Source organism: Oceanobacillus iheyensis HTE831 (assembly GCF_000011245.1).
GTDB lineage: Bacteria > Bacillota > Bacilli > Bacillales > Amphibacillaceae > Oceanobacillus > Oceanobacillus iheyensis.
This window is the reverse complement of the sequence record NC_004193.1, coordinates 2,985,804-2,999,919: the sequence shown is the minus strand read 5'-3', so window position 1 is coordinate 2,999,919 and position 14,116 is coordinate 2,985,804. Positions and strand designations below refer to the sequence as shown.

Sequence of the window (14,116 nt, the reverse complement as noted above, 5' to 3'; positions counted from 1 at the left end):
GTCAGTGGTTTTTTCTATATTTCTACATTAAAACACCCAATATAATAAAAATATGATAGAATATACAAGAATATACAAAACTCCTTGAAAAGTAGGGATTAATATGTGGTCGATAGAAGAGTTGTTCATTGCCTTTCTTTTATCCATTGGAACAGTTCTTATTGTTACACCGTTGATGATAAAAATATTGCATATGTTAAATTTTGTAGATAGACCAGATCAAGTAAGAAAAATGCATAAAGTGCCAAAGCCGAGTATGGGGGGCTTAGCGATATTTATTGGTATCGCTGTAGGATTTATATATTTATCACCTGACTCTCCAGAGATGACAGGAGTAATTATTGGTGCTGTAATTATGCTACTAACGGGTTTATTAGATGATATGTTTAATTTGCGGCCAAGCTATAAGCTGGCTGGTCAATTAATGGCGGCTTCTGTTGTTACATCTTCAGGCCTCGTAATTGAGAAACTAACGATTCCGTTTGCTGGTACTGTCTTTTTAGATGATTATATTGGCATCGCATTATCTATTCTATGGATTGTAGCTGCTGCTAATGCAATTAATCTAATAGACGGATTGGATGGACTAGCTGCTGGTATATCTATCATTGGTTTAGCCAGTATTCTTGTGATGGCTATTATGGACTATCGTATTTTAGTGATAGGATTATGTGTGATACTGATTGGAAGTACGTTAGGTTTCTTACCTTATAATTTCTATCCTTCTAAAATCTTTATGGGGGATACAGGTGCATTATTATTAGGCTATTCTATTGCTATTGTTTCCATGCTAGGACTGTTTAAAAATATTGCGTTCTTTAGTTTTATTGTTCCGGCAATTGTTTTAGCAATACCTATATTTGATACCATACTGGCCATCTTAAGACGGTTAAGTAATCATAAGGGGATTGCAGTCGCCGACAATAAACATATACATTACTTGTTAATGAGTAAGGGATACTCACACAGGAAATCTGTTTTGATTATATATGGATTTAGTATTTATTTTGGAGTAATGGCCGTTATTTTTAATAGTGCTCGTATGATTACTTCATTTATGATAGGATGTTTAATATTATTTGCCATTCAGCTGTTCTCCGAAATAGTTGGCATCGCTGGCAGAAAAAAACCGATACTCTCACAATTACGGATTTTGGGAGATAAAGTGAAAATTAATAGATAAAAAAACTACCAATCTACAAATTGTAGATTGGTAGTTTTTTTAATAATTTTGAGCGTCTTGTGACTCTTGAGTTTCGTTTGTCTCGTTATATGATTCGGCATCAGTATTCACTGTTGGATTCGATATCTCTAGGTGCTCTTGCAGCATAGATTTTGTTTCTTGAAGTGCTACTTCATCCAATTGCCAGTAATACGTAGAACCAGGCTGATAATCAGATCCTTCTAAGGTTGAGTTATTAATTTTTAATCCACCTGTTACATAACTTACGAAAGTTCGCATCTCTTTAAAGCTCATATTTGTAGACATGTTGTCACCGACAGCATTTATGACATCGTCGAAATTAAAGACGGAATTGACGGATGCAGCTTTTTTCGCTACTGCATTAAGAATTTCCATTTGTCGTTTTCCACGTTCGATATCATTATCTAATTTTCTAGTACGAGCTAAGGCAAGGGCTTCTTCACCATTTACTGTTTGCTCACCAGCTAATAAGTGAATAGCATCACGTTTGTCCATAGAATTAGATTCTTTAAATTCATAAGGGACATCGACATTGATTCCGCCAATAGCGTCCACAACATCTACAAACGCATGGAAATCTACACGAACATAATAATCTACTGGTATATCCATCAGATTTTCTACAGTTTCAATCGTCGCTTTTGGCCCACCGTACGCATGTGCATGGGTGATTTTGTCTTGACGACCCACTTCGGGTATATGCACATAGGAATCACGAGGTATACTAACTAGATTGACACTTTCTTCACTTTTATTGAAGGTAGCTAGCATTAGCGCATCTGATCTTGCATTATCCGCATTATCACGATGTTCATTTGCATCGGTACCAATAATTAATATGGAAACATTATCGATATTTGGATCTACTTGATTTTCTCGAAGTGCTGACTTTTCTCTACCTTCATCCTCATAGGAATTAGAGACTGCATTTTGAGCTTGAACATATAAATGAACGCCGTAGCCTAACACACCAAAAAATACTATAGCTATTGGTAGTAAAATAAATAAGACACGCTTTCTTATTTTACGTTTTTTCTTTTTTCTCATCACTGTACGTGTTGGTACAGATTTATTCTTCTTCATATTTGAATCTCCTTTTCAAAAGGAATTAGGTTGAATTTCTTGACAACCATATTTTATTGTACTACGAACGGAACTTTACGTAAATTTAAAATTACATTTCAAATGTAATTTGTCGGAAATTGGCTAATATGGTAATTTACTGAGAGAAGTCATCTTTTATCTTGGAAGTTGATATACCTTCTGTTCTCGATAAGTATATTACTTCACAATACGAATTCAAATAATCAAATTTACCTTCCCAATCACTTCCCATTACAAAATAATCGACATTATATTTCTTAATATCTTCTAACTTTTGTTCCCAAGTGGATTCAGGAATCACTTTATCCACATAACGTATGGCTTCTACAATTCGTTTACGATCTGGATATGAATAGTAAGATTTTTTAGATTTCAATGTATTGAATTCATCTGTTGAAATTCCTACTATTAAATAATCACCTAAACTTTTGGCTCGTTTAAGTATATTAATATGTCCAATATGTAACATGTCAAATGTACCATATGTTAAGACGGTAGTAATATTTTTCCCCTCCAAGTAAAACACTTATTTCTTTATTATATAACTATATGGACTAAACCTACAATATAATTATAGAAAAATTTCTTGTTTTTGGATAAAAATTTGACAATTTAATTGATAATCTATCATTTCCCGGGAAATATAGACAGAAATCTTTTTTGTTTACATCTTAACGTATATAATAGTGGTTAATGATATACATAATGTGAGGTAATGAATGGGAGTGTATTGAGTCATGGGGAATGATGCAGTTTGGATTAAAAAAATAAAAACAATCTATATGGAAGATAAACAAGTCATGAACGCTGGATTATTATTAAAAAACGGAAAAATTGATCGATTTATTTCTGCGGAAGAGCATTTTGAGCCAACAGAAGATACGGAAATAATTGATGCAAAATACGAATGGAGTGCAATCCCAGGGTTTATTGATGGGCATATTCATGGCGGTTATGGCGTAGACGTGATGGATGCGAAGGAGGATACATTACTCCGATTAGCAGAGAATCTTCCTGGTGAAGGTACGACAAGTTTTTTGGCTACGACAATTACCCAATCACCTGAAGAGATTGAAAAAGCTCTTTTGAATGTAGATTCGTTTGACAATAAACCTGGTATAGCAGAAATGGTAGGTGTTCACCTGGAAGGACCATTTGTCGAAGTGTCGAAAGCCGGGGCACAACCGAAAGAGTATATTGCAGAACCGAATTTAGATCAATTTCGACATTGGCAGCATGCATCTGGAAATAGTATTCGCACCATTACAATGGCACCAGAGCATGATGTGGATGGGGAATTCATTGAAAGCTTGTATCATTCAGGGGTAAATGTTTCAGCTGGCCATACAGATGCTTCATTCGCTCAAATGAAAACAGCTGTAAATCAAGGAGTTCGCCAATTAACGCATTTATGTAATGCGATGAACGGTATTCACCACCGTGATATAGGCGCGGTCGGAGCAGCTTTTCAATTAGAAGATCTACGTGCTGAATTAATCACAGATGAAGTGCATGTGGTACCAGAGATGATGCAGTTAATTTACGATTCCATGGGAGCAGAACGAATTATTATTATTACAGATGCGATGCGCGCAAAAGGATTAGAAGACGGAGATTATGAATTAGGCGGTCAACCTGTAACAGTAAAAGAGGGAAGAGCAACACTTGAAAATGGTAGTCTAGCTGGAAGTGTGCTGCGAATGATCGATGGCGTCAAGAATATGCTAGATTTAAACGGCGTAGAAATAGAAGACATTGTCCGAATGGCTTCTGTAAACCCGGCTAAGCAAGTTGGCATTTTTGATCAGAAGGGAAGCATTGATGTAGGAAAGGATGCAGATATTCTCCTTGTGAATGATCAAATGGACATTGAATATACGATATGCCGTGGAGAAACGGCTTACCGTAAGTAATAGAGGAGTCTTGATCAAACGTTTGATTAAGGCTGTAAATAGGGGGAAGTTAATTAGAGGCTCACTGCTGAACTAACCACCTATTAAATTTACGATGAAGCAAAAGAGGCGATTCTTAGTAGAATCGCCTCTTTATGCATTAGTTACTTTCCTTTGGCACGCTTATCAGCTGCACTGCTTCTAGCTTGAGCCTCTTTGTCATCATAATCTGCTAATTCCTCTGAGAACTCAATATCACGCCCATCTGACTTTTGATTTTCAGGAGTTTGTGAAAGAAAATTATTCTTAGACTTCTTATGTTCATCCCTACCCACGATAATCACCTCACAATAATATATTTCAACTTTAATATGTACAAATAAATAAAAATTATGAAATAAAATAATATGATGGATTATTTATACTGCAAGTGGAAGTCAAGTGATGAATGACGATGTGGTGATGAGTGCCCAGAAATCGAGGAATCGAGAAAAAAGGTAACTCATAGAGGCGATGAGTGCCCATAATTCAAGTGAGGAGGGAAAAAAGGTAACTCATAGAGGCAATGAGTGCCCATAATTCAAGTGAGAAAGGAAAAAAGGTAACTCATAGAGGCAATGAGTGCCGATAATTCAATTGAGAAAGGAAAAAAAGTAACTCATAGCAGCGATGAGTGCCCATAATTCAATTGAGAAGAGAAAAAAGGTAACTCATAGAAGTGATGAGTGCCCATAATTCAAGTGAGAAGAGAAAAAAGGTAACTCATAGAAGAGATGAGTGCCCATAATTCAAGAGAGAAAGAAAAAAGGTAACTCATAAAGATGATATTCCAAAATCAATATTGGTAATGAGTGTAGGTAATCCTGTAAATTTAGCTTACTCTACACAGGAGCAACGTATAGCAAAAGAACCCACACTTATAACATTAGCACAAGCCAACCACATAAATCCCGAAACAAAAAATGCACCATTAGTTAAATTGGTGAAAAGGATTATTCCGAATCATTAACAATCCTAGATACCAATTACCTGGCGCATTTCATTACGGTTTAGCGTGATAATTTAGTTGTTTCTCCAGTCCTAAGCAGCCTACACTTTCTTCACTGCAATAGCCTGTGTATAGCTGGTTGTCTTTAATTCCTCAAGTTCATCCGTCCTGAGCAATCCTAATTCGGCGGCTGCATTAATCTTTGTGACATCTGGTTTCTTTTGCACCAGAATCAAATCATGTAATTGCATTTCTTCTAATTTCTCTACGGTTTCCGTTTCCCGGTATTTTTCTGCTTTTCTAATTTGCCGTACTAACTGATAACTTCCCTCTGAATATTCCCCTTTTTTATTTTCTCCTACTCGGTGGTCCATATAGGAATGAAATACCTCTTTAAGTTCTTTCATTTCGGAGTCAATTTCTTTTCGTAGCTTATTTAATTCAAAGTATCGTGATAGCATATCTTCTGTAACAGAATAGTCGCCTGTTTTCATTCGTTATTCCCTCCTCAAAAAGTCCATTTGTACAGTGTATGGACAAGGAGTTGCGAATATTACCGGACTTGAGTCCTATACAGAATCGTTATTTCCATTTGGATTCGGGTAGTAATATACTGGTCCGCCATTAAAATTATTTACTGGTTGATCATAATTTCTAGGTTGTTGGGGGTAATGATTAATAGGATGATGTTGAGATGCTGCGTGATTCGGATACATTGTCTGTTGGAGTGGATAGTTTAAATTTGTACCTACTTGATTCATTTGTGGGTATAATAGATAAGGTTGCTGTTCTGGATGCCAATTCGATTGATTTTCTGGTTGTCCTTGAATTTGTTGATTTTCCCAATTATCCGATTGATTCGGAGATGAGTTGGCTGGTTGTGTATGGTATGCAAGTGCTTGTAAATTTGCTGGTGTGAACTGTGGTAAAGTGTGTTGATATATAGGTTGATCTATCTGGTCTTGATTGCTTGGATTCGTTTCCTCGATAGATTCTTGTTCAGTGGTTCCTGAATTTCGCTCTTCGCGATTTTGTACACAGGCGTCTGTTGGTCCAATAACAATGGATTGGTTACCAATTGGTGCGATCGCTTCGCTAAACGTATCTGGATCAAGACAATACGTATGTGCCATCACTTCCACAGGTGTTTTTGTTAGGATATCCGAACCAAGAATATACTCTGGATATGGTGCATCAAATATAGCTATTAAATGAGTTTGATCTTCGGAAGCTTCCTCCCAATGCCACCAACCTTTAGGTATATTTGCGACTTCTCCTGGAGTAATTGTAAAATTCTTTTTCTCATTTGTGAATGGATTAATTAGTGATACAACGGCACTTCCGGAAATACAATAGACCAGCTCAGCCGCATTCGGATGATAATGCGGTTCTACTACGCGACCGGTACTTAAATATATATCTAATAAAGATACATCTCCAAGTGTATCTAATACATCTCTGCCTAGACGATTAATGTAATTTTCGTCGTTACGGGTGAATAGGCGCTCTTGATTTACGTCTAAAAAGTACTGTCTATTTGGATTTGAATAAAACTCCATAGGTGATAATCCTGCCATAATTACAACTCCATTCGTAAAATTTTCAATAGTAGCCTATGTGAAGAATGGAATGGTTGTGACAATAACCTAGATTTGTATATGGTACTTTAGGCAATGCTTTATATATAAATGAACGACAATTTGATGGTAGAATAAGAGAATTGCTGTGAAATTTATAGTTAAAAAGATTATTCATAAACCCAAGTATTTGTGAGATTTAGAGATAGATAGAGGAATGTGATTTTGAATGATTATCAAGAAAAGGAAGAAGCCAATTATATTGAATTCATATGAATCAATATTGGCCAGATTGAGAGCCGACTTTACAGAGAAAGAGATAATTGAACAACATTACTCTAAAAGTCACCGACATTTTCTTGGTATGACTTCCGTTGATTTTTCTTTAAAAGCGATTGGCGCATCTTATACGATATTGCATGAAGTGTATATTAAAGTTGAAAACCAATATCTAGAAGTAGATAATTTGATTATTACACCATATACCATCTATATTATTGATGTAAATAACGACATTGTTGAACCGGCATTTGAATTTACTTCCGAACAAATTCAAAATGTGCCATATAAACCCAAACTTATTATTGAGGAATTATTTCCATTCCAACAATTAGAATTTAAAAAAATTCAATTACAAAAATGGTTGGAATCTCAAGATATACATCATTTATCGATAGAGGCTTTTATCGTCATTAGTGATCCGAAAATAATGATGAAGATCATGCAAGATACGGTACCGATGAATGACTCCGTGGTAATGGTTAATAAACTCCATAAAACCATAACAGATACGGAAGAGAAGAAATCGGTTCATTCACCAAAGATTGATCATCAGAAACTGGGGGATCGTTTGAAATCTGTATGTAAAAAAAAGAAAATCAACATCATGAAGAAATATAGTATAAAGGAAGGCGATGTCTTAACTGGAGTTGGGTGCCCGGAATGCGGGAAATTAGGTATGATTCGTCATAATGGAAAATGGCAATGTCAGTCTTGTGAACATAATTCGAAACATGCACATCGGCAAGCATTGATGGATTATTATTACATCTTCCAGCGCTCGTTAACCAACAGAGAAGCATCAAGATGGCTTCATGTAAAATCAAGACATATCGTAAAACATTTATTAAAACATGCAAATTATGTATTTAATAAGAAACAGCAGAAATGGTTCTTGAAGTAAAAAAGGGATCATCCACATGTAAAATAATACATGGGATAATCCCTTTTTTTTAATATGAGGTACAATTATCTTAAATTAAATGAGGTTGGCCAAAAAGTATTTCGCAAAAGAAAAATCCGAATGAATGGGTATTAAAAACCCGCTTCAGAAATATACAGCGCTTATCCTAAGGCGGCTGGTGAGCCTCCGGATGCTCCGCATTCCGTGGTCTCACCTAGGCCTTGCTCCCATAGGACAAGGAAGACTGCGACAGCATTGCATCGCACGCAGAAAATCAATTTTTGATTTTCAAGGAGTCTCCGTATATTTCTTACGCTTATTTTAGCTTTCATTCGTCTTTTGACTAATATTTTTTGTTATGTCCTAACCACACTTAGTTCATATCATATTAATAAAAACGTTTGAAGCTATCGAAGTGCTTGCTCCAGTAGCTATTATCTAGACTAGTAATTTGTACGCCGCTTGATCCTGCGTGGATGAATTGATTATTGCCAATGTAAATTCCTAAGTGGGAAATACCAGATTTATACGTATTCTTGAAGAATACCAAATCACCTTTTTGTGGTGAATTTACATAGTAGGAACGATCGAAATATCCTTGGCTGGAAGTACGAGAAATGTCTTTGCCTGCTTTATTATATACGTGATAGATGAACCCACTGCAGTCAAATCCACTTGGTGTAGATCCTCCCCATACGTAAGGAGTTCCGTTTAAGCTTTTTGCTGTGCTAATTAATTTATCTACATTGTAATCAACATCTACATTAGAAGAATCACTACCGCCATTATTACTATTATTATTGCCACTGCTTCCACTTGAAGAAACCTTTAATTTCTGTCCAACATAGATAAGGCTGGAGTTTAAGTTATTCCATTTTTTCAAATTCGATACAGTTGTATTGTACTTATACGCAAGCGCGGATAATGTATCACCTGATTTAACTGAATGTACTTTTGAGCTTCCAGAATTAGAATTGCCACTATTTGAATTTCCTGAGTTAGAACCGGAGTTATTTGATCCGGAATTACTTGAACCATTTTTACTTACGACAAATTTATCACCAGGATAAATTAATGTAGTTGATAGGTTATTCCACTTCATCAAATTAGATAATGAAATACCGTGCTTAGAAGCAATTCCGCTTAATGTGTCTCCACGTTTAACCGTGTAGGTGGAGTTATTTGAATTACTTGAGCTAGAACCGGAATTACCAGAGTTTGAGTTATTGGAATTCCCTGAACTAGACTTACTTGTTTTCAATACTTGATTTGGATAAATAACATCCGTAGATAAATTATTAATAGACTTTAAAGTTGAAACAGATGTGCCATATTGCTGTGCAATCTTCCATAAAGAGTCTCCAGATTGTACTTTGTGCGATGCTGCTTCTGCTTCATCTACTGCAAAAAATGCTGATGCTACTACTGCACTTGCTGTCACAGAAAAAAAGATTTTCTTATTTGCCATTTGTAGTCCCCCTCAGTTGAGATTAATAATGTTAGGATTTTAATTTTAGTAGACTTCCTCATGAATTTAGTAGGTAGGTAAATTGAGGTAGTCAGGATATGTAAGAAAAATAGTAGGTCTAAAGACGTGGTTCAATTATAATTTGATTGGTTGATTTTATATTCATATCCAATTATTAACAATAATGTAATCATATTATATCGTTTTATGACATAATTTTATAGATTACTAGGGTATTTGTAATCTATTTGTAATATAGAGATGAACAATGTTGTTGTAGGTGGGTAATTCAGCCTAAAAAATATAACTTATTTTCTAAACTTTATAAAATAAATCTAGAATTTAAATCGTATTATGATATAATTCGGGTTATAATGTCGTTTGATAAAGGATAATTTTGGAAGATTGTTGGGATCGTTTTGTAGAAATAGTCAACGTACACTATGGTTTAGCATAATCTAAGCAATCGATTTAGTAGATATTGATCTTTTACTCTCGAGGCATTTAATACTTTATTCATGCTGTCATCAACATAAGATGACACAATATATTGGAGGTACAGAAATGGAGGAGACAATTTCCCTCAAGGAAATCTTTGAGGTCATCAAGAAGCGCCTTTTATTAATTTTTACGTTTATTTTAGTCGCGGCGCTTGCAGCAGCAATTATAAGTTATTTTGTCATGACACCAAAATATGAAAATAGTTCGCAATTTATTGTTAATCAGAGCAATCAAGAACAGGCTAACCAGTTCACGCAGACAGATATTCGCACCAATGTTGAAATTATTAATACATATAACGTTATTATTAAAAGTCCAGCGATTCTTGATACGGTAGCGACTGAATTACAATTAGATTTAACTAGTAGTCAACTATCCGAGAAAATTAGTGTGGCTAGTGAGGAAAATTCTCAAGTAGTGACAGTTACGGCTACGGACCCGGATCCTCTATTAGCAACAGATATAGCTAATACCACTGTTCAAGTATTCCAAGATGAAATTCCAGATATTATGAATGTAGATAATGTTTCCGTTCTTTCTCAGGCAGAACTTGCCGAAGAACCGTCACCAGTTGCTCCTAACCCGATTCTAAATATCGCAATTGCGATGGTATTGGGTGCGATGGTAGGAGTAGGTATCGCATTCTTACTAGAGTACTTAGATAATACCATTAAGACAGAACAGGATATCGAGAAACAATTGAATATTCCAGTACTAGGTGTCATCTCACATATGGATGAAAAAGATGTCCGTAATGAACAATTTGGTCGGGCATCCTCGGTAAATAAATCAGTAAGGAGTGGTTTTGATGGCGCGAAAAAAACTGTCTAATGTCAATAATAAAATGCGTCATTTAATTACAAAGATTAATCCACGATCGCCAATTTCAGAGCAATACCGAACTATCCGTACGAACCTGCAGTTTGCATCTGTTGACTCTGATTTAAGAAGTATATTACTTACTTCTGCTGGCCCTTCCGAAGGGAAATCAATGACGACAGCGAATTTGGCGATTGTTTACGCTCAGCAAGGAAAACGTGTGTTATTAGTAGACGCTGATTTACGTAAACCAACCATACATTACACTTTCCGCTTGGATAATCTTCGAGGACTCAGCAATATTCTTGTAGGTGAGACTTCGTTAAGAGATGCCGTAGAATCTAGTGATGTAGAGAATTTGGATTTAATTTCTTGTGGTCCAATCCCTCCTAACCCTTCGGAATTACTTGGTTCAAAACGTATGCAATTTTTTATTGAAGAAGCGAAGCAATCCTATGATATTGTCATTTTTGATATGCCACCTGTACTTGCGGTGACAGACGCACAAGTAATGTCAAACTTTGTTGACGGCACGATTCTTGTCGTGAGAAGTAAACAAACGGAAAACGATGCAGCTAATCGAGCGATGGAAGCACTACAATCCGTAAACGCAAATGTACTCGGTGCAGTATTAAATGATCGTGATAAGAAAGATGCAAATTACTATTATTACTATGGAAGTTAAATAACTAAAAGAGCGCAGCGAAGTTAGGATGCGCTCTTCTTTTCGTTGTCTGGATACAATACTAATTTATACATGATGATAAACTTTGTCATTTATCTAAAATCATGCGATTGGAAGATAAAATCTATGACTTTTCTATTACTGAAAAAACGTAGATAATTGTGAGTAATTTTGCTAGTATAGAACAGTGGTAAATTTTACCTATTGTTAATTGTGTTTTATACCGAAAGACATACGAAATATTAGGTTATTTATTGTATTCCTCAGAAAACTAACGTATAATACGCTTGAATAGTTAAATAATTCGAATAATTGATATTTGATAGATTAATATATAGAAAGGAAGGTTTTTCAACTGTGATAGATATTCATACACATATTTTACCTGGCATTGATGATGGTGCAAAAACGGAAGAAGATAGCATTGCCATGGCAAAACAAGCGGCTTCGCAAGGTATTTCTACCATTGTCGCGACACCACATCACCGAAATGGTTCATACTTTAATGACAAATCTTCCATTATTCACAATGTGGATATATTAAATCAATTAATTTCTGATCACCAAATTCCAGTGGAGGTTTTACCAGGACAAGAAACGAGAATTAATGGCGATATGATGATGGAGATAGATTCAGATGATTTATTGCCAATTAATTATTCAAAGTATCTATTTGTCGAATTTCCGTCAGCTAGTGTGCCACGTTATGCAAAACAAATGTTATTTGATATTCAATTGAAAGGGTATACGCCAGTTATTGTCCATCCAGAACGTAATCAAGAGCTGATAGAACATCCAGACAAGCTATACAATTTTGTGAAGAATGGTGCACTTACGCAACTTACTGCAGCGAGCCTAATTGGGAAGTTTGGTAAAGATGTGCAGAAATATGCTCATCAACTCATCGAATGTAATCAGACACATTTTATTGCATCGGATGCTCATAATATAAAATCTCGTAAATTCGTCATGGCTGAAGCATTTGATCATGTGCATAGTAAATTTGGAAATGATTATGTATATATGCTCCAAGAAAATGCACAGTTACTTGTAGATAATCATAATGTAAACCGAATGGAACCAACGCAACCAAAGAAAAAGAAATTTTTAGGGCTCTTTTAACACCATAGACACAAAAACTCTCTGAAAAAAGAATTATAGGGAATGTTTTACTTACATCAGGATTTATTCATATGCAATTCTGGGGGGAAGCGCATACTGGATTAAAGGGGTAATTTAGCATGAAAGTATTATTAGCCGAGGAAAAGACCAACGATCAAGTTAACTTGAAAAATTACTTAAATCAAGATGAATCTCTTAAACTGATAGAGTTTGACGAATCATTCAAACAAGCAAATCCTGATATTGTTATCTTATATGAAGAATATATAGATAAACATACACTTCAAAAAGCAAAAAATATGAAACAACTATTACCTGATAGCAAGGTAATCCTCATCTACATCACACCAAATAAAGACCAATTACTACAGGGGATGCTTATCGGACTTGATGCAGTCATCCCTTATGATTTATTTATCAAACAAAGTATAGAGACACTTCGTATTGTGAAAGCCGGAGCTACTGTCTTTCCTTTTGAAGTAAAGAATGTAGTTTCTGAACAATTAAAAGAAGTTGTCATTGATAAAAAGGAACTATTTCAAGAAAAGATTAAACAACATGGTATTCACTTTACCAAGCGGGAAGTAGACATTGCATTCCTGTTAATGACAAACCACAATAATCATCAAATAGCTTCAAAATTATTTCTTGGTGAAGGAACAGTAAAAAATTACATTAGTGAAATCTATAATAAACTTCATATCCATAATCGCTCGAAAACAATTGAATATTTAAATAAGGTTTTCCAATCAGAGGAATATTTTTCTAAAAGTGACTTTTTATGACAAAAAGTCACTAATTTTATTTTTGGGTCTATAGTATGATATATATACATCTTTTGATTAGATGATTACGAGATGAGGCGGAATAAATATGTTAAAGGTTGTGTATGTAAGTATTGGTAATGAAGAGGAGCAATATATACATAAACTATTGGATAGTGAAGCAGTAGAATTTTTGTCTTGGGATAGGAAAATAGGGATTATGAACCTAAACTCCAGACCGCATGTTTTCATATTTGATTTGGAGTCGCTTCCAAAGGAAGATGTATTAAAGAAAGTAAACGAATTAAAAGAAGAACGACCTGATTTCAAGGTTATTTTCTTTGTTCCGACCATCAAGCAAACAGAAATGTATGCCATGATTGAATGCCAGGTAGATAGTATCTTTGAGAAGTCACAGATTGACAAAAAGGAATTGAAACAAGCTATCGACCACTTACAAAAAGATTATTTTTATTTACCGATTTCTATTCATAAAGGACTGTTAGAACGAGTGAAGGATTTAAAACAAACAAATTTTGACATTTTCTATCAAAGGTTATCTGAGAATGGAATTGACATTAGTATCAGGGAAGCGTATGTCGCTTATCATGTAAAAGACGGATTAAGAAATCTTAACATTGCGATTGAATTAGGCATTACAGAAGGAACTGTGAAGATCCACGTAAGTAATCTATATCGAAAGTTGCATATAAAGGGCAGGAAAAACATGGTAGAATATTTAAATAATCTGATTTCTGACTCTTTTATCGATAAGGAAAATAATGAATATAGTGTTATCTTATAGTTTC

At 35.0% G+C, this 14,116-nt stretch carries 14 protein-coding genes and 1 pseudogene; 9 read left to right on the top strand and 6 right to left on the bottom strand.

What is annotated here, in order from left to right:
* The first annotated feature begins 103 nt into the window (after positions 1-103).
* Positions 104-1,183 carry an MraY family glycosyltransferase gene (locus OB_RS14855; protein WP_011067307.1) on the top strand — a complete coding sequence of 360 codons (1,080 nt, stop codon included), beginning with the start codon at positions 104-106 and terminating at the stop codon, positions 1,181-1,183.
* A 39-nt stretch (positions 1,184-1,222) separates the two neighbouring features.
* Here OB_RS14855 and OB_RS14850 read toward each other — a convergent pair whose 3' ends face one another.
* Entirely contained in the window at positions 1,223-2,287 is a 1,065-nt protein-coding gene (locus tag OB_RS14850; RefSeq protein WP_011067306.1) for an LCP family protein, read from the bottom strand.
* 136 nt (positions 2,288-2,423) lie between these two features.
* Entirely contained in the window at positions 2,424-2,810 is a 387-nt protein-coding gene (gene tagD / locus OB_RS14845) for a glycerol-3-phosphate cytidylyltransferase (RefSeq protein WP_173338142.1), read from the bottom strand.
* A 235-nt stretch (positions 2,811-3,045) separates the two neighbouring features.
* On the opposite strand from tagD, the gene nagA reads away from it, so the two are divergent.
* Entirely contained in the window at positions 3,046-4,221 is a 1,176-nt protein-coding gene (gene nagA, locus OB_RS14840) for an N-acetylglucosamine-6-phosphate deacetylase (protein WP_011067304.1), read from the top strand.
* Between the two features lie 143 nt (positions 4,222-4,364).
* On the opposite strand, the gene OB_RS17985 is transcribed toward nagA, so the two are convergent.
* Positions 4,365-4,535, bottom strand: a complete 171-nt coding sequence (locus tag OB_RS17985; RefSeq protein ID WP_011067303.1) for a YfhD family protein — start codon at positions 4,533-4,535, stop codon at positions 4,365-4,367.
* Between the two features lie 512 nt (positions 4,536-5,047).
* On the opposite strand from OB_RS17985, the gene OB_RS18430 reads away from it, so the two are divergent.
* Positions 5,048-5,209 (top strand): hypothetical protein, encoded by a 162-nt coding sequence (locus OB_RS18430; RefSeq protein WP_160162358.1) that lies wholly within the window; start codon positions 5,048-5,050, stop codon positions 5,207-5,209.
* An 80-nt stretch (positions 5,210-5,289) separates the two neighbouring features.
* Here OB_RS18430 and OB_RS14835 read toward each other — a convergent pair whose 3' ends face one another.
* A complete protein-coding gene (locus OB_RS14835) occupies positions 5,290-5,682 on the bottom strand; it encodes a hypothetical protein (RefSeq protein ID WP_011067302.1) in 393 nt (130 codons plus the stop codon).
* Between the two features lie 542 nt (positions 5,683-6,224).
* A pseudogene (locus tag OB_RS18840) lies at positions 6,225-6,747 on the bottom strand (cupin domain-containing protein); the annotation flags it as partial.
* 301 nt (positions 6,748-7,048) lie between these two features.
* On the opposite strand from OB_RS18840, the gene OB_RS14825 reads away from it, so the two are divergent.
* A complete protein-coding gene (locus OB_RS14825; protein ID WP_231846957.1) occupies positions 7,049-7,948 on the top strand; it encodes an NERD domain-containing protein in 900 nt (299 codons plus the stop codon).
* A 388-nt stretch (positions 7,949-8,336) separates the two neighbouring features.
* Here OB_RS14825 and OB_RS14820 read toward each other — a convergent pair whose 3' ends face one another.
* Positions 8,337-9,416: a LysM peptidoglycan-binding domain-containing protein gene (locus tag OB_RS14820; protein WP_011067299.1), complete on the bottom strand. Its 1,080-nt coding sequence runs from the start codon at positions 9,414-9,416 to the stop codon at positions 8,337-8,339.
* 564 nt (positions 9,417-9,980) lie between these two features.
* On the opposite strand from OB_RS14820, the gene OB_RS14815 reads away from it, so the two are divergent.
* From OB_RS14815 to OB_RS14795, 5 genes are all read left to right on the top strand, one after another.
* Entirely contained in the window at positions 9,981-10,748 is a 768-nt protein-coding gene (locus OB_RS14815; protein ID WP_011067298.1) for a YveK family protein, read from the top strand.
* A complete protein-coding gene (locus OB_RS14810; RefSeq protein ID WP_011067297.1) occupies positions 10,726-11,421 on the top strand; it encodes a CpsD/CapB family tyrosine-protein kinase in 696 nt (231 codons plus the stop codon). The genes OB_RS14815 and OB_RS14810 overlap by 23 nt, the downstream gene beginning before the upstream one ends.
* Positions 11,422-11,778: 357 nt before the next feature.
* Positions 11,779-12,543: a tyrosine-protein phosphatase gene (locus tag OB_RS14805; protein WP_011067296.1), complete on the top strand. Its 765-nt coding sequence runs from the start codon at positions 11,779-11,781 to the stop codon at positions 12,541-12,543.
* Between the two features lie 119 nt (positions 12,544-12,662).
* Positions 12,663-13,328: a response regulator transcription factor gene (locus OB_RS14800; protein ID WP_011067295.1), complete on the top strand. Its 666-nt coding sequence runs from the start codon at positions 12,663-12,665 to the stop codon at positions 13,326-13,328.
* Between the two features lie 88 nt (positions 13,329-13,416).
* Positions 13,417-14,112 (top strand): LuxR C-terminal-related transcriptional regulator, encoded by a 696-nt coding sequence (locus OB_RS14795; RefSeq protein WP_011067294.1) that lies wholly within the window; start codon positions 13,417-13,419, stop codon positions 14,110-14,112.
* Positions 14,113-14,116 lie beyond the last annotated feature (4 nt).

What these genes read in the sequence shown, in the direction of transcription:
- OB_RS14810 (WP_011067297.1), top strand. Translation starts at nt 10,726, where the DNA reads ATGGCGCGAAAAAAACTGTCTAATGTCAATAATAAAATGCGTCATTTA.
- OB_RS18430 (WP_160162358.1), top strand. Translation starts at nt 5,048, where the DNA reads ATGAGTGTAGGTAATCCTGTAAATTTAGCTTACTCTACACAGGAGCAA.
- OB_RS14850 (WP_011067306.1), bottom strand. Translation starts at nt 2,287, where the DNA reads ATGAAGAAGAATAAATCTGTACCAACACGTACAGTGATGAGAAAAAAG.
- OB_RS14835 (WP_011067302.1), bottom strand. Translation starts at nt 5,682, where the DNA reads ATGAAAACAGGCGACTATTCTGTTACAGAAGATATGCTATCACGATAC.
- OB_RS14855 (WP_011067307.1), top strand. Translation starts at nt 104, where the DNA reads ATGTGGTCGATAGAAGAGTTGTTCATTGCCTTTCTTTTATCCATTGGA.
- nagA (WP_011067304.1), top strand. Translation starts at nt 3,046, where the DNA reads ATGGGGAATGATGCAGTTTGGATTAAAAAAATAAAAACAATCTATATG.
- OB_RS14815 (WP_011067298.1), top strand. Translation starts at nt 9,981, where the DNA reads ATGGAGGAGACAATTTCCCTCAAGGAAATCTTTGAGGTCATCAAGAAG.
- OB_RS14800 (WP_011067295.1), top strand. Translation starts at nt 12,663, where the DNA reads ATGAAAGTATTATTAGCCGAGGAAAAGACCAACGATCAAGTTAACTTG.
- OB_RS14820 (WP_011067299.1), bottom strand. Translation starts at nt 9,416, where the DNA reads ATGGCAAATAAGAAAATCTTTTTTTCTGTGACAGCAAGTGCAGTAGTA.
- OB_RS14795 (WP_011067294.1), top strand. Translation starts at nt 13,417, where the DNA reads ATGTTAAAGGTTGTGTATGTAAGTATTGGTAATGAAGAGGAGCAATAT.